Annotated in this window: 14 protein-coding genes; 10 read left to right on the top strand and 4 right to left on the bottom strand. The window is 44.9% G+C overall.

What is annotated here, in order from left to right; genetic code table 11:
• Positions 1–57 precede the first annotated feature (57 nt).
• The 9 genes from AC23N5_RS24925 (at position 58) to AC23N5_RS24885 (ending at position 10,401) form a co-directional block, all read left to right on the top strand.
• Positions 58–1,038 (top strand): transketolase family protein, encoded by a 981-nt coding sequence (locus AC23N5_RS24925; protein ID WP_487757704.1) that lies wholly within the window; start codon positions 58–60, stop codon positions 1,036–1,038.
• On the top strand, positions 1,035–2,432 hold the full coding sequence (locus tag AC23N5_RS24920) for a DUF1593 domain-containing protein (RefSeq protein ID WP_487757703.1): 1,398 nt from the start codon (positions 1,035–1,037) through the stop codon (positions 2,430–2,432). The genes AC23N5_RS24925 and AC23N5_RS24920 overlap by 4 nt, the downstream gene beginning before the upstream one ends.
• Before the next feature lie 119 nt (positions 2,433–2,551).
• Positions 2,552–3,490, top strand: a complete 939-nt coding sequence (locus AC23N5_RS24915) for a substrate-binding domain-containing protein (RefSeq protein ID WP_487757702.1) — start codon at positions 2,552–2,554, stop codon at positions 3,488–3,490.
• Complete coding sequence (locus AC23N5_RS24910) at positions 3,471–4,100, top strand: DUF2291 domain-containing protein (RefSeq protein WP_487757701.1); 630 nt, start codon at positions 3,471–3,473, stop codon at positions 4,098–4,100. The genes AC23N5_RS24915 and AC23N5_RS24910 overlap by 20 nt, the downstream gene beginning before the upstream one ends.
• Before the next feature lie 28 nt (positions 4,101–4,128).
• Positions 4,129–4,878: a hypothetical protein gene (locus AC23N5_RS24905; protein ID WP_487757700.1), complete on the top strand. Its 750-nt coding sequence runs from the start codon at positions 4,129–4,131 to the stop codon at positions 4,876–4,878.
• A gap of 278 nt (positions 4,879–5,156) precedes the next feature.
• On the top strand, positions 5,157–6,662 hold the full coding sequence (locus tag AC23N5_RS24900; RefSeq protein WP_487757699.1) for a sugar ABC transporter ATP-binding protein: 1,506 nt from the start codon (positions 5,157–5,159) through the stop codon (positions 6,660–6,662).
• Between the two features lie 129 nt (positions 6,663–6,791).
• The gene (locus AC23N5_RS24895; RefSeq protein WP_487757698.1) at positions 6,792–7,772 is read left to right on the top strand and encodes an ABC transporter permease; all 981 of its coding nucleotides are present in this window, start codon (positions 6,792–6,794) and stop codon (positions 7,770–7,772) included.
• 116 nt (positions 7,773–7,888) lie between these two features.
• Positions 7,889–9,370: an FGGY family carbohydrate kinase gene (locus AC23N5_RS24890; protein ID WP_487757697.1), complete on the top strand. Its 1,482-nt coding sequence runs from the start codon at positions 7,889–7,891 to the stop codon at positions 9,368–9,370.
• A complete protein-coding gene (locus tag AC23N5_RS24885; protein WP_487757696.1) occupies positions 9,367–10,401 on the top strand; it encodes a GntR family transcriptional regulator in 1,035 nt (344 codons plus the stop codon). Before AC23N5_RS24890 ends, AC23N5_RS24885 begins: the two co-directional genes overlap by 4 nt.
• A gap of 1 nt (position 10,402) precedes the next feature.
• Here AC23N5_RS24885 and AC23N5_RS24880 read toward each other — a convergent pair whose 3' ends face one another.
• Positions 10,403–12,295, bottom strand: a complete 1,893-nt coding sequence (locus tag AC23N5_RS24880; RefSeq protein ID WP_487757695.1) for a peptidase U32 family protein — start codon at positions 12,293–12,295, stop codon at positions 10,403–10,405.
• 344 nt (positions 12,296–12,639) lie between these two features.
• Between AC23N5_RS24880 and AC23N5_RS24875 the strand changes: the two genes are divergently transcribed.
• A complete protein-coding gene (locus tag AC23N5_RS24875) occupies positions 12,640–13,146 on the top strand; it encodes a hypothetical protein (protein ID WP_487757694.1) in 507 nt (168 codons plus the stop codon).
• 264 nt (positions 13,147–13,410) lie between these two features.
• Here the strand turns inward: AC23N5_RS24875 and AC23N5_RS24870 are convergent, their stop codons facing one another.
• From AC23N5_RS24870 to AC23N5_RS24860, 3 genes are all read right to left on the bottom strand, one after another.
• The gene (locus AC23N5_RS24870; RefSeq protein WP_487757693.1) at positions 13,411–14,064 is read right to left on the bottom strand and encodes a calcium-binding protein; all 654 of its coding nucleotides are present in this window, start codon (positions 14,062–14,064) and stop codon (positions 13,411–13,413) included.
• Positions 14,065–14,342: 278 nt separating this feature from the next.
• Positions 14,343–17,756 carry a tetratricopeptide repeat protein gene (locus AC23N5_RS24865; RefSeq protein ID WP_487757692.1) on the bottom strand — a complete coding sequence of 1,138 codons (3,414 nt, stop codon included), beginning with the start codon at positions 17,754–17,756 and terminating at the stop codon, positions 14,343–14,345.
• A gap of 9 nt (positions 17,757–17,765) precedes the next feature.
• Complete coding sequence (locus AC23N5_RS24860; protein ID WP_487757691.1) at positions 17,766–18,092, bottom strand: hypothetical protein; 327 nt, start codon at positions 18,090–18,092, stop codon at positions 17,766–17,768.
• Positions 18,093–18,095 lie beyond the last annotated feature (3 nt).

The following is an 18,095-nucleotide window of genomic DNA, read 5'->3' as shown; positions in this document are numbered from 1 at the left end:
ATGTTCCCTATGTATCTATGTGGTTAACACATTTTTAGCACTTTGATTTAAAATAAAATGGGTAATGAAATACTAAAAGCCCCCATTGCGGGCACGAGTGCTGCCAATCAAGACGTGTTTTCAGAAACACTGCAAGCATTGGCTGCGACCGACCGCAACATCGTGGTCGTCACCAGCGATTCGCGTGGGTCGGGGAAATTGGTGCCGTTTGGTAAAAAATACCCCGCGCAAATCGTAGAAGTAGGCATTGCCGAACAAAACTTAGTAGGAATGGCAGCGGGATTGGCCTCGGCGGGGAAGAAAGTATTTGCCGTGTCGCCCGCCTGTTTCTTGACCGCAAGGGCATTGGAACAAATCAAAAACGACGTTGCCTACTCCAATAACCCCGTAAAACTCATCGGCATCAGCGCGGGAGTGAGTTACGGAGCGTTGGGTTCAACGCACCATAGTTTGCACGATTTTGCAGTGCTTCGTGCCATCCATAACATGACGATTGTTGTCCCTGCCGATAGCTTTGAGACCACTCAAGCAGTACAGCAAGTTGCCGCATCGGAGCAGCCATATTACCTGCGTTTTGGCAAGAAACCCATGCCTCTGTTGGACGAAACGGGCGAAACAACTTTCCAAATTGGTAAGGGACGCGTAATTCGACGGGGGAGCGACGTGGCCATTATTGCCAATGGCGAAACGGTGTATCCCGCCCTGCAAGCCGCCCGAAAATTAGCGACTGAAAATGGCATCGAAGCTACGGTAGTAAGTATGCACACCATCAAGCCTTTGGATGAAAAATTATTGTCCGAACTTGCTCTTGAATGTAAAGCCATCCTGACCGTAGAAGAACATAGCGTAAACGGAGGCTTGGGCGAAGCGTGCGCGTCGTGGTTGCTGAAAAATCGTTACCACAAACCGTTTGATATTCTCGGCATCCCCGACGAATACACCGTTACGGGCTCACAAGTGGAAATTTTGAATCATTACGGAATTTCGGAAAGTGGGATTGCCTCACGAGTAAAAACACTCCTAAACACCTTGACATGAAACGCCTTTTTTTACTTTTAACCCTGTCGGTAACGCTGCAATTGTACGCCCAAAACCCTGAAAAAAGGCGCGTATTGGTGCTGACCGACATCGAAAACGAACCCGACGACACCGAGTCGATGGTGCGGTTTTTGGTTTATTCCAACCAGTGGGACATTGAGGGCATCGTTGCCACGACCTCCGTTCACCAGCGCGAACGTGTCGCTCCCGAAAGCATTCGAAAGATTGTCAATGCCTACGACAAAGTGCGGAGTAACCTGCTTTTGCACGAAAAAGGTTTTCCCGAAACCAGCTATTTGTTGAGTAGTATCAAATCAGGACTGCCCAAATTTGGCATGGAAGCCATTGGCGAAGGAAAAGATTCGGAAGGCTCCGAATGGATTATTCGTCAGGCTGATAAAGCCGACCCCCGCCCGCTGTGGATACCCGTTTGGGGCGGCGCCAATTGTCTCGCGCAAGCCCTTTGGAAAGTAAAAATGACCCGTACGCCCGACGAAGTGGCCAAGTTTGTGGCCAAACTTCGGGTTTATACCATTTCCGACCAAGACGACACGGGGCCGTGGATTCGCAAAAACTTCCCACAGTTGTTTTACATCGCAAGTCCAGGGTTTCATGCCAACGGCGCGTACCATTATTCTACGTGGACGGGTATTAGCGGCGATAAGTTTCACGGACGATTTTCTGGTGGTAACTTTAGCATTGTTGATAATCCTTGGCTGGAGCAAAACATCCGCAAAAACCACGGGCCGCTGGGCGAAGAATACCCTGCCGTGAAGTTTTTGATGGAAGGCGATACCCCTACGTTTTTATACTTAATGGAAAACGGCCTAAGCGACCCCGAGCACCCCAATTGGGGCAACTGGGGCGGGCGTTATGAATTGTACACCCCACGTACCCAAAAATGGTTTTACGAACCCGAAACCCGTCCGATGTGGGCCGATGCCGTGGACGAAGTCTTGGGCGCTGATAGTGTTTACCATACAGGAAATCAAGCCACGATTTGGCGCTGGCGCGAAGCGTATCAGTACGATTTTGCGGCCCGTATGGACTGGTGTGTAAAGCCTTACAAGGAAGCAAATCACCCGCCCGTGGCGAAATTGGGTCATGCTAACTTGCTCAAAGCAAAAAGTGGCGAAAAGGTACCATTGAGCGCCCAAGGCAGCACCGACCCTGATGGCAACAGCCTGCGTTACGATTGGATGTATTATGCCGAACCTGGCACGTACGGAAACAAAAATGGCATTCAGCTCACCGACCGTAAGAAAGCGGAGACATCGTTTGTCGCCCCCAAAGTGACCCAGCCCGAGACTATCCATATTGTATTGGCTGTCACTGATAATGGCACGCCTGCCCTGACGCGTTATCAACGGGTAATTGTAACTGTTTTTCCTTAAAAAATGATGATATGTTTCACCAAAGACAATTAAGGAACGCTAATCAGCAAACAAGCCTCGGTGTGACTCCGTGTCAAACTCCGCGCAACTCCGTGTTCCAAAAAAGTGCTGCATGGCTTATGCTTCGATTAGGGGGCTTTTTTCTCTTTCTGCTACTTGTGGGTTGTGCAGAGAAAAAAGACTCAAACACCCCGAAAAAGATGGCGATTGTCATTTCGACTCTCAACAATCCTTGGTTTGTGTTTTTGGCCGACAATGCCGCCGCCAAAGCCAAAGAATTGGGCTACGAAACCAAAATTTTTGATTCTCAAAACAACACGGCGTTAGAATCTGACCACTTTGAAAATGCGTTGGTGTCGGGGTACAGTGCTGTTTTGTTTAACCCTACAGATGCCGAAGGCTCGGTCGTAAATGTGCGAAAAGCCAAAGCCGCGGGCGTTCCCGTGTTTTGTATGGATCGCGAAATCAACGCCACCGATGCCGCCACCTCGCAAATTTTGTCGGATAGCTATTCGGGTTGTGTAGAATTGGCCAAGCTTTTTGTGCAACAAACCAATAAAAAAGGAACGTACGTCGAGCTGCTTGGACTGGTGGGTGATAATAACACTTGGGCGCGTTCGCAAGGGTTTCACAGCGTGGTGGATAATTACCCAAGCCTCAAAATGGTGGCGCAACAAAGTGCCGATTTTGACCGAAATAAAGCCATGGACGTCATGGAGTCGATTTTGCAAGCAAATCCCAACATCGACGCCGTTTTTTGTGGCAACGACGCCATGGCGATGGGAGCGTACCAAGCCCTCGCGGCAGCGGGAAAAGCCAGCAAAGTAAAAGTATTTGGCTTTGACGGTGCCGACGACGTGGTTTCGGCTATTAAGGACGGGAAAATTGTGGCAACTGGTATGCAGTTCCCGAAAGTAATGGCGCAAACGGCTGCCATTTATGCCGACGAATATTTGAAAGGCAAACGTGAATTTGCCCAAAAACTACCCGTAGCTGTGGAATTAGTCACCAAAAAGAACATCGAAAACTATGCCGCTTTTGGAAAAAAAGAACAATAAAACGCTGCCGTGGCTCAAGTACGGAATTGGGAGCGTAGTGGTGCTGCTATTGGCGTACAATTCGTTGTATTTTAGGAAGTTAGACGAAGTGAAAGCCGAGGCTTCGGGGAAGTTTGATGCCGCAGCTTTTGCCAAAACCTTTTTGGAAAAACAGCTTACGCTAAAACTGGCTACCGCTCCTGATATTGACGAACTGACAACCTTGCTTTCGACCGATAAAAACAAGGCGTTTGAGATGTATTCACACGCGACGGCGATTGGGAACATTCGTTATTTTTTGGTGAAAGGCCAAGGAACCATTACCCAAATCAATGAAAATGACCTGACGATTCAGACCCCAAAACAACAGTTGACGCTTGCCATGGAGTTTATTTATGGCAATGCCTTGCGGGATGCCTCGGGAGAGTTTGACATTACGAAATTTACCAAAACAGCGGACATCAACAACGTCTCGTCTGAGCTCAATAAGCTCATTCGGGCGTCGGTGGTATTTCCGTTTCGTCCCAAAGCCAAAGTAGGTGATACCGTGCAGTTTGCGGGAGCGATTGCACTCAATAAAGAGCACCTGAATTTGACCGAAATCGAGGTTGTCCCTGCGTCGTTAAGGTAGTTAACCATCATTTTATACCTTGCCAAATATGGACAAGAAAGCAAAAAACATTTTATTTAAAACCTATTGGACATCTTCTGGTTGGACAAACGACGAAAATCGTAAAACGAAAACTACAGACCTATCTTATGCTAAAGAAAAAGGTTTAATGTTTGATAATTTAGATATTACAAAACCTGAACTTATAATAAAAATTAAAGAAGTCGTATCTACTATTTCTGTTAAAAAAGTAACTGATGCGTTTCTTTGTAGTATGACAAATAAGCGGCCTGACTGGCGTTCTGGACTTGCAAGTTTTGAGAATGCACTACGACTTTTAATTGACAATAATGTTTCAGATTTTTATTTCGGTCATGGACAAAATATCGACTTAAATATTTTGAATTTTGAAAGAATTAAGTGGGGAGGTGTTAGACATAATAATGGGCTTTATAACTGGCTTGACCTATCATTATTAGCTAAAGAAAATGTGCCTAATCCGACAGAACAAGATGTTGAGATATTTAAATCCTTACTCACTGTTATAAGTAATTCAGAAGTTGGCGAAACGCCAAGTAAATTGAGAGATAGATTAAAAGATGTACTTAATATCTCAAAAGATGAACGACATGTTCTAATGGAAATACTTGGGTGTGCAGGTGTTTTAAAACCACTACGTAATGACAGAAAAGAACCAAGTAAACACGACTGGACTTTTGTATTGCATTGGCGTGGAGAAGATAAATATGATAAACAAAATGTAAAAAATATTTTGCTGAATATGGAATTGAGTAAATAAAAATGAACGATCAATAATGGTTTTGTGCAAGTTGATTAGATAAATTAAGAATCAATATTTATGTTAGCATTTATCCAAAGTAATAGCACTACCCAGCTCTATTTAGCAAATTAATAAGATATTAACAATATTGTAATTTTTAAATATGGTTTCATACAGATGTAATGCTATTCCCCAACCTATATAAAACCTTTTTACTGCGTGCGTTGCAAACGTAAATATTCGAGAAGATGTCCGTTTACAACGTATAAGTAACCCCAAAAACAAATAAAAAACAAGTGTTAGTTGCCGAAAACATTACCAAGCGATTTTCGGGCGTCACAGCCCTCGACAACGTTTGCCTCGAACTCCACGAGGGCAAAGTCAATGCTATTTTGGGGGAAAATGGCGCGGGAAAGTCCACCTTGATGAAAATCCTTTCGGGCGTCTATCCAACCTATGAAGGGCAACTTCTGTGGAACGGACGTCCCGTCCGTTTTGCCAATACCAAAGAAGCCCAAGACGCAGGAATTGCCATCATTCACCAAGAACTCAACCTGATTCCGTACCTGAGCATTACGGAAAACATCTTTTTGGGGCAAGAAATTGAGACGATTTGGGGGACATTGGATAAGAAAAAAATGCGCCAAACGACCACCGAGTTACTCCAAAAACTCAAACTCGACGTTGCTCCTGAAACCCAAGTCTATGAGTTGAAAGTAGGACAACAACAACTGGTTGAAATTGCGAAGGCGCTGTTGCTCAGCCCTCAAGTGATTATCATGGACGAACCCACTTCGGCCATTACCGACCAAGAAGTGGAGACGTTGTTTGACATCATCAATGAGTTGAAGCAAGAAAATAAAACCATTGCCTACATTTCGCACAAGCTCGACGAGCTGTTTCGGATTGCCGACCGCTACATTGTGCTGCGCGATGGCAAGTCGATTGAATCGGGCGAAATGGCAGGCATGAATCACGACCAATTGATTCAAAAAATGGTGGGGCGGGAGATTTTTGTGCATCAAAAACCTGCGTTGTCGGTGCCCCAAGAGGAACTTCTGAGCGTCCAACATTTTTCGCTCAAACGCGCAGCTAAACGCCCTGAGCTGGTGCTTGATAACCTGTCGTTTACGCTTAAACGGGGCGAAATTTTGGGTATTTTTGGCTTGATGGGAGCGGGGAGAACGGAGCTTTTTGAAGCACTTTTTGGCCTATATCCTTCTTTGACCACGGGTACGGTGCGAATTGAGGGCAAAGAAGTAGCAATTACCTCACCCGTCGAGGCCGTAAAAGCAGGATTGGCGTTGGTGCCCGAAGACCGAAAACGAGACGGCATCGTGCCCATCATGGATGTAAAACAAAACATCAGTTTGGCGTCGTTGGGGTATCATGTCGAGAAAAATGGTGTGCTGAACACCCAAGCCGAGACGCAACTGGCGACCAAGTACATCCAAGAATTAGGAATAAAAACGTCGTCGTCGGGGCAATTAATCAAAAACCTGAGCGGCGGAAATCAACAGAAAGCGATTTTGGGAAAATGGCTGGCCACGCATCCCAAAATTCTGCTCCTCGACGAACCCACACGCGGCATTGACGTACACGCCAAAAGCGAGATTTATAAGTTGATACTTCAGTTGGCGGCGTCGGGATTGGGGATTCTGATGGTTTCCTCCGAGCTCCCCGAAATTTTTGCGGTTTCGGACCGAGTTTTAGTGTTGTCGGAAGGAACATTGACCCTCGAAACACCCATCGAAAATGCCACCGAAGACAAACTTTTAAAAGCAGCCATTTCAAAGAAATAAAGTGTACAGAGTGACCACATAGCTCACCTAGATTTTTCACATAGAAAACAAAGTTTTTTTCTCTATTTTCTATGTGTTTATTCTATTGATTTCTATGTGTTTCAGAATGAATGTCACAAAAGAAAAAATATGCAAACGACCCTTGAAACTCAAAAACAGCGTTTATCCAAGCTACAACCCCTGATTGCACTCTTTGTGTTGTGCCTCATCATCGGGTTGTTGTCCGACAAATTTTTCACAGTTTCTAATTTTTGGAACGTCCTCCGTCAAATCTCCGTCAACATTTGCTTGTCGGTGGGCATGACCCTCGTGGTGCTAATGGCAGGAATTGACCTGTCGGTGGGTTCGGTCTTGGCCTTGTGCGGGGCGATTACGGCGGGTTTGTTCAAAATGGGCATCGAACTGCCTTCTCAAAATCTTTACATTGGATTCACACTTTTGGGGGCTTCTTTAGCGGGAGTTCTGACGGGCGCGTTGTTAGGGTTTTTCAACGGTTTTGTCATTACCCGCTTCAAAGTCCCCTCTTTTGTGGCTACGTTGGCCATGTTGACCGTCGCCCGCGGCCTTACCATGCTTTGGACCAAAGGCTTTCCCATCAGTGGCTTGGGCGAGCAGTTTGCCTACATGGGAACAGGCTGGTTTTTAGGCGTTCCTGTACCTGTTTGGATCAGTGCGGCGGTAGTGGCATTGGCGGTTTTTTTATCGGACAAAACCAAATTAGGGCGTTACATCTACGCCATTGGTGGCAACGAAAACGCCTCGCTTTTGTCGGGAATCAATATCAACAAGGTCAAAATTATTGTTTATACCATCGCAGGCGCCTTGGCGGCCGTAGGAGGACTCATGGTGACTTCGCGCCTCGATTCGGCCCAACCCAACGCAGGAACGGGCTACGAACTGGACTCAATTGCGGCGGTGGTCATTGGCGGCACATCGCTTTCGGGTGGGAAAGGGAGCATTTGGGGAACAGTGTTGGGCGCTATCATTATCGGTGTATTGAACAACGGCTTGGTGTTGCTCAACGTTTCCCCTTTTTGGCAGCAAGTGGTTAAGGGTTTCGTGATTTTGTTGGCCGTCATTATTGATAAAGCAAATTCCAAAAACGGATAAATAAGACCCTCCAAGTCTCCAAGACTTGGAGGGTCTATCTCTATAAAATGGATAAGTGAAACCCTCCCAAGGTTCCAAACCTTGGGAGGGTTATCCACACCAAATAGCATACTAAAATGGCTTATATTCTCTCCATCGACCAAGGAACGAGTAGCACCAAAACGTTGATTTTTGACGCAGCAGGCAATGCCGTCGCACGGGCATCAGAACCTTTAAAAACGCATTATTTTGGCGAAGGTTTTGCTGAGCAAGACCCTGAAGAAATCTATCAAAACGTACTCACCTCGGTACGGAAGTGCGTGGCAGCGTTTACGTCAAAAGGAGGAAAAACAGCCGATATACAGTCGGTGGGGATTTCAAACCAACGCGAAACGTTTGTGCTTTGGGATGAAAACGGACAGCCGCTGCATAATGCCGTGATATGGCAATGTAAACGCTCCGTTCAAGTTTGTGAATCGTTGAAAAACAAAGGGTTAGAGGGTAGCGTTCGCGCCAAAACGGGATTGATTATTGATCCGTATTTTTCGGGAACAAAAGTAATGTGGCTCAACGAAAATGTGGAAAGCGTCAAAACCGCCATTGCCGAAAGACGTGCGTATTTTGGAACGGTCGATACGTGGTTGTTGTTCAAACTCACCCAAGGACGGCAGTTTTTGACGGATTATACCAATGCTTCCCGCACGTTATTTTTCAACTTAGATACCCTTGCGTGGGATGTCGAGTTGCTAGAAGCGTTTGGACTTTCTAACGTCCATTTGCCCGAACCAAAACCCTCGGCGTTTGAGTTTGGTGTTTCCGATTTTGAAGGACTTTTTGACACTCCCGTGGCCATTACCGCCATGATAGGCGACAGCCACGCAGCAGCTTTTGGGGAAGGTTGTTTTTCGTCGGGAACGGCCAAAGCGACCTTGGGAACAGGCTGTTCGATTTTGATGAACGTGGGCAGCGAGCGTAAAAACTCGACCCAAGGAATGATGACGACGGTTTGTTGGAGCGTAGAAGGACGAGTAGATTATGCCTTAGAAGGCGTTATTGTAACGTGCGGCGCAACCATCGAATGGCTTAAAAACGAACTGGGTTTGATACAAGACAGCCGCGACACTGAGGCCATGGCACGGGCGGTAGAAAACAACGGCGGGGTGTATCTCGTGCCTGCATTCAGCGGCTTGGGCGCTCCCCATTGGAACATGAAACGCAAAGCGTCGATTTCGGGCTTGACGTTTGGTAGCTCCAAAAACCACATCGTTCGGGCGGCGTTGGAGTCGATTCCGTATCAAATCAAAGACATTATTTCGGCGATGGAATCAGATACTGAAGTCGAACTCAAAGAGTTGATGGTGGACGGAGGAATGACTTCCAACGGTTTTGTGGTACAATTTTTAGCCGATTTGTTGGCAAAACCCGTCGCTACCATCGGTCTTGCCGATGTTTCGGCCTTGGGAGCAGCCTATTTGTCGGGCCTTGGGAGTGGGCTTTGGGCGTCGATAGAAGAAATTGCCCAGTTGCACAGCGACAAGACGTACCTCGAACCCAACCTTTCCAATTCCACGATTGCGGGTGACTATGAAGGTTGGTTGACCAACGTAAAAATGCAATGAAAAAAAGACCTTTAATCGAACTCATTTCCGTAGATTGTCACTCGGCAACGCCTAAGTATTTACAAGTGGCCAACTCCATCCTGATTGCCATTAGCAAAGGGGAGTTGGAAAAAGACGAGATTTTGCCGTCGATTAACGAACTGAGTTTTGAATCGGATATTTCGCGCGACACGGCCGAAAAAGGGTATAAGTACCTCAAAAAAATTGGAATGCTTGACTCCGTTCCTGGCAAAGGATATTTTGTCAAAAGCACGGTGATTCACCCGCATCCAAAGATTTTTTTGTTGGTCAATAAATTGAACGCGCACAAAAAAATCATCTACGATGCGCTCGTATCGGCATTAGGAGAGCGCGTCACGATTGATTTTTATATTTATAACAATGACTTCAATTATTTTAAAAAACTGCTCCAAACCAATAGCCACGACTACACGCATTACGTCATCATTCCGCACTTTACGGAGGGGGGAGAAAAAGCCCATGAAGTCATCAACGACACCATTCCGCGCGAGAAAGTGATTATCGTCGATAAGCCGATTTCGGGAATAAAGGGAAAGTACGGTTCGGTGTGCCAAAACTTTGAAAAAGACATTTACAACGCCCTCGAACAAGCATTAGAAGCCTTGTCGAAGTACCAAAAAATCAACATTATTTTCCCGCAAGAATCCCACCATCCCAAAGAAATATTAGAAGGGCTGTCGCTCTTTTGCCATCAGTATTCCTTTGATTTTGAGGTGATAAGTGGTATTACGAATGAGCCTATTCGGGCGGGAGAAGTGTATATCAGTATTACCGAAAATGACCTGATTGTGCTGGTAGAGAAGGCTTTGGCTTCAACCCTGAAAGTAGGGCAAGAGGTGGGTATCATTTCTTACAACGAGACCCCCCTCAAGCGCATTATTCTTGACGGAATTACGACGATTTCGGCCGATTTTGAGTTGATGGGACAAAAAACCGCTGAGCTGATTCTTAACAATTCCAAAGAATACATAGAAGTGCCGTTTTATCTTACACTCAGGGCTTCCTTGTGATTTACCATTTCTCGATGTAGCCCAATTGTTGGTCTTCGTCCTCGTACTCCAACTCGGCATCTTTTTCCCAAATTTCCATTTCGCAGGGCTTACAGTTAAACCGCAATTTGTACTCCACTTCGCCGTGTTTTAGGGTGAGAGGCTCGGTCAGTTTTTCGCCCATGGTCGCCCGTTGGAACCGCGCACATTTGCCCAACTCGTACTTGACGCAGTACTTGGTGGTCATCACTCGCGATTTGCCTGGATCCCATTGCAATTCAAATGCCTTTTCGATTTCCGTCACACCATGACGTTGGTAAAACTCCCGTGCCATGTGATTGGCCACATTGTACATGAAGTCAAGCTTCTGAACGGGGTAGGGGTGGTTTGTTTTTTCGATTTGAAACGTTTCGCGGTGGTAATCACGCACCCGAATCTCGGCCAATTCTTCAAGTACTTCGCGGCGGATTTCGTTGACTTTTGACGTAGGTAAAAACCAGTTTTGGCTAAATGCTACTTCCATCGTGTCCACTTCAAAAGGCGTATTACCCGTTTTTGCCAAGTTCTTTTTGATGTTCGGGATCACCGACTCTTCCGTTCGCGCTAGTTCTTTGGCGATGGTGAGCGTCGAGCTGTGTTGGTGTCCGTCTTCGTCGATGGCGAGTAGCTGAAAGCCGTCGGCGGTTTCAGAAAAATACAACGAAACGCCAATTTTGCGCACGGCGCTGTTTTCTTTTTCCACCATTTTATTGAACTCCGAATCCGAATTTCGATAAATGACCGTTCCCACAGGAAGCGGCTTGAAGGTGTTTGGAATGACGAGGTTATTGAAAATGACGTTAATTTGAACTCCGTCGGCTACGCCTTCTTCGTTGATAAAATAAAGGCCGTCGCCGTTGTTGAGTTCTTCAAAGTTCTCAATGACGTAGCCCTTTCCTTTGATTTCCAACAGTTTGCCAATGTACTGCCCTTGCGATTTGGGGCTTTCCCACGAACCAATCTTTTCCTTTCTTTTATTGACAAAATAATCGGTATAACCTCGGTTGAAACTTCGGTCCATTTGGGGTTCAAAGTTGTAGAACGTGCGACCCGAAGAGGCTTTTTCGTACTTGTCGCCGTTTTCGGCCAAAAATGCGTCTAATTTTTGACGGAGAAACGACGTGTTATTTTTTACATAAACGATGTCTTTCAAACGCCCTTCGATTTTGAAGGAAGTGATACCCGCCTCAATCAAATTGGGCAGTTGGTCGCTCAAATCCAAGTCTTTGATGGACAACAAATGGCTGTTGGAAATCAACGTTTCTCCCTTGCCGTCAATGAGTTGGTAGGGCAAGCGGCAGTTTTGGGCGCAAGAACCACGGTTGGCACTTCGCTCGCCGTTGGCCACGCTCATGTAGCAGTTTCCGCTAAACGACACGCACAATGCCCCCGACACAAAGAACTCCAATTCGATGTCGGTAGCCTCGTGGATTTCGCGGATTTGGTCTAAGTTCAGCTCTCTGGCCAATACGGCGCGTTTCATGCCTGCATCGGCCAAAAATTTGACGTGTTTGGCGTCGCGGTTGTTGGCCTGCGTACTGGCGTGAATCACGATGGGTGGCAAATCCATTTCCAAGATAGCCATGTCTTGGATGATAAGTGCATCCACGCCAATTTTGTACAATTCGTGAATCAGTTTTTGGCAAGTGGCCAGTTCTTCGTCGTACAAAATGGTGTTGATAACGACAAACACCTTTGCCTTAAAAAGGTGGGCGTAACGTACCATGTCAGCAATGTCCTCGACCGAGTTGGTGGCATTGGTTCGGGCGCCAAACTGCGGTGCGCCAATATATACAGCATCTGCCCCTGCATTGATAGCGGCCATTCCTTGGTACAGGTTTTTGGCAGGAGCAAGAATCTCAACTTTCTTTTTCATCTCAATATCTATCCGTTGTAAGAATGGAGTGCAAAATTAGGGAATTTTGAGGAGATATGGAGGACGACGTAAGTTAGCTTGGAAGAGTTGCTTGCCTTTGTCTCAAAAATCATGGTTTTCCATGAGTGGATTTCATGGAAAACCATGAGAAGTTTTTCTGTATGCTCTTCTGATCTTTGTCAAGTAGGCTAAACTACCATATCAATCACTTTTGATTCTTTGGCCGTTAGCCTTGTAAACTTTGCTCAAAAACAACCCTCTATTGGTTTAAATTGGCTCTTGGTAGAGTTAGTTCAGTGGCAAAAAACTCAAACAGATTTCTTCAACCTAAAATGTGTAAAATAATGAAAAAGTCAATGCTTGTGGGTACAATTTTAAGCTTTTACAGGACAATGCTTGTGGTGTTCTTGATGGTGCCAATGATAGGATTTTCGCAGGAAACTAAAACGCGTGATGTAGCTTATTGGCAAACGACCGATAAAATGAAAAATAGAGCAGAAAAGGGTGAAAAAGTTTTAATAATCATTGTAAAAATCAAGAATGATGCTAAGAAAGATTTTGAAAAATGGATTGATGAAATCTTCTACCCAGCACAAAAACGTAGCGAAGACCCTATGAAAATTGCTCATAACAAAACTGTCCGATGGATGACCCCTGTGAGGCCAAATAAAGACTCAACTTGGACATATTCATGGATGATGGATCCCTACATACCTGACACCAACTATAGTATTACTGATTTTTTGACGATACAATACGGGAAAGAATTAGGTGACAAATATTGGAAAATGTATTTGTCGTACCTTAGCGAACCGCAAATTCAGATGGCCTTCTTCCAAACAGACAAATGAAGAATGTGTTCCCGCAGTCAGCCCCGATGACAATGCCTGTGTTTTTGGGGAGGCAAAATATTTCTAATTTGGTGTCACTATATTTGAAACAAGCCATTTGGTGTACCTATCAGTTCAGCTTTGGATGAAAGCAGTGCTGTTTGCAGTAGTTGGAGTTCGGCTTTTCGCCCAATAATAGCCTCTTGCATACCTATTTCAGATTATATTTCGCTCAAACTACACAAAATAAGTGCGTTTGAGCGACGTATCTCATATTTGTGCCGATTAGTGATTAGCAAACCAAACGATATAGTCCTCCAAAGCCTCTGTCTTTTTACTACTTTCGAGAACTTTCAAGTCGCAGAGGGGCACTTGCAGCCAACGTTTTTGGTAAATAGCCGAACCAATCAGCCCGTAATGGTCGTCAGCATCCGCAAAACCGTTGATTAAAATTTCTGCCCCGAAGCGAAGGTTTCTGTTTGAATTGCCGATGTACTGGGCTTTTACGGGTAGCTCGACATTGTTTTCTAAGTATTCGAACCAATGTTCTACGAGGGCGAAGTCATGTTCACAGGCATCCTCGACAGCCTGAATACGTTTTCCCTGCGCTCCCAAGTCTGCCCAGCTGTTTTCGGATTCTAATGCCTGAACAACCTCGTTGCTATCTTGCGGATTGTCTCGTGCTTTGACCAACTCCACTTCATCTGCAAGTAGGGTCATTTCTGCAAAATCCAAGCCATCGCGGATGCTTTCTTCCACAAACTGCTTGGGCATAGCACGGAGGGTCAGGCTGTCCCAAGCGATGGTGACCAAAACTTCAGCGGCGTTAGAAGCGTTTATTTCGATGATGCGCCCCTGCCAGTTTGCGAGGTCAAATTGCTCGTTGTCAGGGTCTTTGATGTCATGTTTTACTTTTACAGAGTCGTTGATTTTCAGCATATTGCATATATATATATTGAAAAGGTTTGAGATAGTAAGTTTAGCAGTTGCGCATAAATTCCAGTGTATTAGTAGTTTACATCGCTTCGGCGAAGCGTAACCTTTGTAGAGTAGAGAAATCCGTTCATAAAGTTTGAATCCTTTTGCTTCGGACAGGGCCGCTTTGGATTACTCTAGGAGTTTTGCTTTACTACTTAATCCTGAGTTACTCAATCCAATGATTTTATATCCTTTTGCACCATCTCCAAAAACTGTTGAAACTGAACATACTGAGGGGGTCAATTTTCAGCCAATTTATCTTCCACCCATTTCAAATTCTCTTGAAACTCGACATAATTGGGATAAGTTGATGCTAATTCTTTTAAGAGCAATTGAGAGTTCAGGTATTGTTCCCTTGCTTTTTTTATATTCTTCTTTTCAGTTTCAAAAAACCAGCCCAACCACTGATAGGATAAAGCCAAGCCGTTTTTGAAAGACACATTCAGAGGAGAGGCGGCGTAGAGTTCTTCAAATAGTTTTGTTTCAATGTCAAAATAGCCCAAAGCCTTGTCCAAATTGCCCAAGCTGCTGTGCGTTGAGCCGAGTTTTTCATACGAAATTGCCAAGCTATTTTTGAAAGACACATTCTGAGGATAGGCGGCGTAGAGTTCTTTTTCTAATCGGTTATATTCTTCAAAATAGCCCAAAGCCTTGTCCAAATTGCCCAAGCTGCTGTGCGTCACACCGAGTTTTTCATACGAAATCGCCAAGCCGTTTTTGAAATCCACATTCTGGGGATAGGCGGCGTATAGTTCTTTTGATAATTCAATATATTTTTCAAAATAGCCCAACGCCTTCTCCAAATAGCCCAAGCTGCTGTGCGTTTCGCCGAGTTTAGAATAGGAAATCGCCAAGGCGTTTTTGAAAAACACATTCTGGGGATAGGCGGCATAGAGTTCTTTTTCTAATCGGTTATATTCTTCAAAATAGCCCAAAGCCTTCTCCAAATTGCCCAAGCTGCTGTGCGTATTTCCAAGATATTGATATGAAATCGCCAAGCTGTTTTTGAACTCCACATTCTGGGGATAGGCGTCGTAGGGTTCTTTTTCTAATCGGTTGTATTCTTCAAAATAGCCCAACGCCTTCTCCAAATAGCCCAAGCTGCTGTGCGTTGAGCCGAGTTTAGAATAGGAAATCGCCAAGGCGTTTTTGAAAGACACATTCTGGGGATAGGCGTCGTAGAGTTCTTTTTCTAATCGGTTGTATTCTTCAAAATAGCCCAACGCCTTCTCCAAATAGCCCAAGCTGCTGTGCGTCTCACCGAGTCTTTCATATGAAATCGCCAAGCTGTTTTTGAACTCCACATTCTGGGGATAGGCGTCGGAGAGTTCTTTTTCTAATCGGTTATATTCTTCAAAATAGCCCAACGCCTTCTCCAAATAGCCCAAGCTGCTGTGCGTCTCACCGAGTTTGGAATAGGAAATCGCCAAGCCGTTTTTGAAATTTACATTCTGCGGATACGCGTCGGAGAGTTCTTTTTCTAATCGGTTATATTCTTCAAAATAGCCCAACACCTTATCCAAATTGCCCAAGCTGCTGTGCGTCTCACCGAGTTTAGAATATGAAATCGCCAAGGCGTTTTTGAAAGACACATTCTGGGGATAGGCGTCGTAGAGTTCTTTTTCTAATCGGTTGTATTTTTCAAAATAGCCCAACGCCTTCTCCAAATAGCCCAAGCTGCTGTGCGTTTTTCCAAGATATTGATACGAAATCGCCAAGCTGTTTTTGAAAGACACATTCTGGGGGTAGGCGTTGGAGAGTTCTTTTCCTAATCGGTTATATTCTTCAAAATAGCCCAACGCCTTCTCCAAATTGCCCAAGCTGCTGTGTGTATTTCCAAGATATTGATACGAAATCGCCAAGCTGTTTTTGAAAGACACATTCTGGGGATAGGCGTCGTAGAGTTCTTTTTCTAATCGGTTATATTCTTCAAAATAGCCCAACACCTTCTCCAAATAGCCCAAGCTGCTGTGCGTCTCACCGAGTTTTCCATAGGAAATCGCCAAACCGTTTTTGAAATTTACATTCTGGGGATAAGCGGCGTAGAGTTCTTGACTTAATTTATTCTGTTTTTCAAAGTACTGCAAAGCAGTACCCAAATTGCCCAAGCTGCTGTGAGTATCGCCGAGTTTTTCAAACGAAATGGCCAAGCCGTTTTTGAAATGGGCGTTATCGGGTTCGGCAGCACACAAGGCGGTTTGTATATTTAACATTTTTTGATATGCTTGTAGTGCCAGATATAAATTGCCTGTGTCTTTGTGATAACTACCGATATTTTGGGATAAATAAGCTAAATCAGTATCAATAGGTAGGGCATAAATCACTACTGAGCCTAAACGTGCAAACAAAGCAGCCTGTTGGTAGTTGTCGGTGTGGCGGTTGTCATTGTCCAGTCCTGTTATTAAGGTATTGACTAAAGTTTGGCAGTCATTGAGCAAACGTTCGGCATTTTTACTGCGCGTCACTTCTTGAATAACAGGGCTGATTTTAAAGGTATTGTCAGTTTTTCGGTATTCAAGCCAACCTTTTTCTTCCAGACTGCTGAGGGGAGTTTCTAAAGCTACTTCATTAGCGTTGAGCAAGGCAGCGAGCATGGCGTAGGCAATATTTTCGGCAGGTAGCACCGCAAAATTGCTCAGTATGTAACGCTCCGCGTCGTTCAACGAGGATAAATCGTACATGGCAGCGATGATGTCTTTGGGCTCGGCTTCGCGCAGAATGTTGCTGCCATAGACTACCGCTACTGTTTTGTTTTTGAGTGCCAGCAAACCCTTTGCCTGTAAATCGTGCAACAAATCCGCCAATGTATATCGTACCGAAAAACGATTAAACACTGCCATATTTTTAGCCAACACTTCCGTCACCAGCGTATTGTAGCCCACTGCTTTCAGTACATCGTGCAGCATCGGCAGGTCGGTATCGGGCAGTGCTGGATAGTAATATTTGAACAACGTCACGGCTTCTGTTTCGGTCAAAGGCAAGACTTTGTGCACTTTCATATTCGCAACTTGACTCACCCGCGAAGTCAGTAAGATATGGCAGTTGGGGAGTTGGTGGAGCGTGGTGTAATATTTTTTCAAATCAGTAGCGTTATTGGCATTGTCGAATACCAACAAGCAGGGTGTGTCCAAATTATTGATTGCCTCCGTAATGCGGCGAATTTGCGCATCAAAATCATCATCTTGCTCAAAATCTACGCCCAAAGCGCCTTTCAGCGTCACCAAAGCCGCCCCAATGCCCGCATCGGCATAGAGCCAAGCCAAATGTTTGTAGCGGTCGGAGTGGGCATACCAATACTTTGCCGCCAACGTGGTTTTGCCAATACCGCCTTCGCCATTCACCAAAACAAGAAGTCGGTTATGGTCTTGGTATTGGGCTTCAATGTCGTTCAAATCGTTTTCCCTGCCGATGAAAAGGTCGGTGTTGAAGGGTGGGTTGGTGAGCAGGCGGGGGATTTTATTGGTAGTAAAGCCCCTTAAAATCCCTAAAATTTCTTCAAATTTCTCTTTAAATTCATTGTTCAATTGGGTTAAACCTTCCTGGGTTTTGGTATCAATAATACGGATTTCACCACTTGAATTTTGAATATAAATCGCTCCAGTGTTTTGTTCAACAAACACTGACTTTTCACCATATTGATAAACTTTTTCCATGAGTACCGCTTAACTTATGGTTATGTCACCTTCATTTTTTTCAATATATATAGACTTCGGCCCTTGTTTCACAATTCTTGAAGCACTACCCGCTGAAGGTTCTTCCTTCTCTTTTTGTAGAGCTTCTTTCCAAGCCAGATAAATAAAAATGGCGACAACAATAGTGGTAACAATTATCCAGACCTTCAAATACGACATTCCTGTATGTGCTACTGTCCAAACTTCAACACTATTTTTGAAATTATCAGGCATTAATTCACCGAGAAATCCGATAATCACACCAAAAACAGCTATTAAAATTGTTAGCAGAACGGCTTTTTTTGAATTTTTAGTCATAAT

The sequence above is a fragment of the Runella sp. R5_40 genome (assembly GCF_057652295.1).
Note: the sequence above shows the minus strand (reverse complement) of the source record. Positions and strands in the feature narration are given on the sequence as shown.

What these genes read in the sequence shown, in the direction of transcription:
- AC23N5_RS24920 (WP_487757703.1), top strand. Translation starts at nt 1,035, where the DNA reads ATGAAACGCCTTTTTTTACTTTTAACCCTGTCGGTAACGCTGCAATTG.
- AC23N5_RS24880 (WP_487757695.1), bottom strand. Translation starts at nt 12,295, where the DNA reads ATGAAAAAGAAAGTTGAGATTCTTGCTCCTGCCAAAAACCTGTACCAA.
- AC23N5_RS24905 (WP_487757700.1), top strand. Translation starts at nt 4,129, where the DNA reads ATGGACAAGAAAGCAAAAAACATTTTATTTAAAACCTATTGGACATCT.
- AC23N5_RS24885 (WP_487757696.1), top strand. Translation starts at nt 9,367, where the DNA reads ATGAAAAAAAGACCTTTAATCGAACTCATTTCCGTAGATTGTCACTCG.
- AC23N5_RS24870 (WP_487757693.1), bottom strand. Translation starts at nt 14,064, where the DNA reads ATGCTGAAAATCAACGACTCTGTAAAAGTAAAACATGACATCAAAGAC.
- AC23N5_RS24875 (WP_487757694.1), top strand. Translation starts at nt 12,640, where the DNA reads ATGAAAAAGTCAATGCTTGTGGGTACAATTTTAAGCTTTTACAGGACA.
- AC23N5_RS24865 (WP_487757692.1), bottom strand. Translation starts at nt 17,756, where the DNA reads ATGGAAAAAGTTTATCAATATGGTGAAAAGTCAGTGTTTGTTGAACAA.
- AC23N5_RS24860 (WP_487757691.1), bottom strand. Translation starts at nt 18,092, where the DNA reads ATGACTAAAAATTCAAAAAAAGCCGTTCTGCTAACAATTTTAATAGCT.
- AC23N5_RS24890 (WP_487757697.1), top strand. Translation starts at nt 7,889, where the DNA reads ATGGCTTATATTCTCTCCATCGACCAAGGAACGAGTAGCACCAAAACG.
- AC23N5_RS24925 (WP_487757704.1), top strand. Translation starts at nt 58, where the DNA reads ATGGGTAATGAAATACTAAAAGCCCCCATTGCGGGCACGAGTGCTGCC.
- AC23N5_RS24895 (WP_487757698.1), top strand. Translation starts at nt 6,792, where the DNA reads ATGCAAACGACCCTTGAAACTCAAAAACAGCGTTTATCCAAGCTACAA.
- AC23N5_RS24915 (WP_487757702.1), top strand. Translation starts at nt 2,552, where the DNA reads ATGCTTCGATTAGGGGGCTTTTTTCTCTTTCTGCTACTTGTGGGTTGT.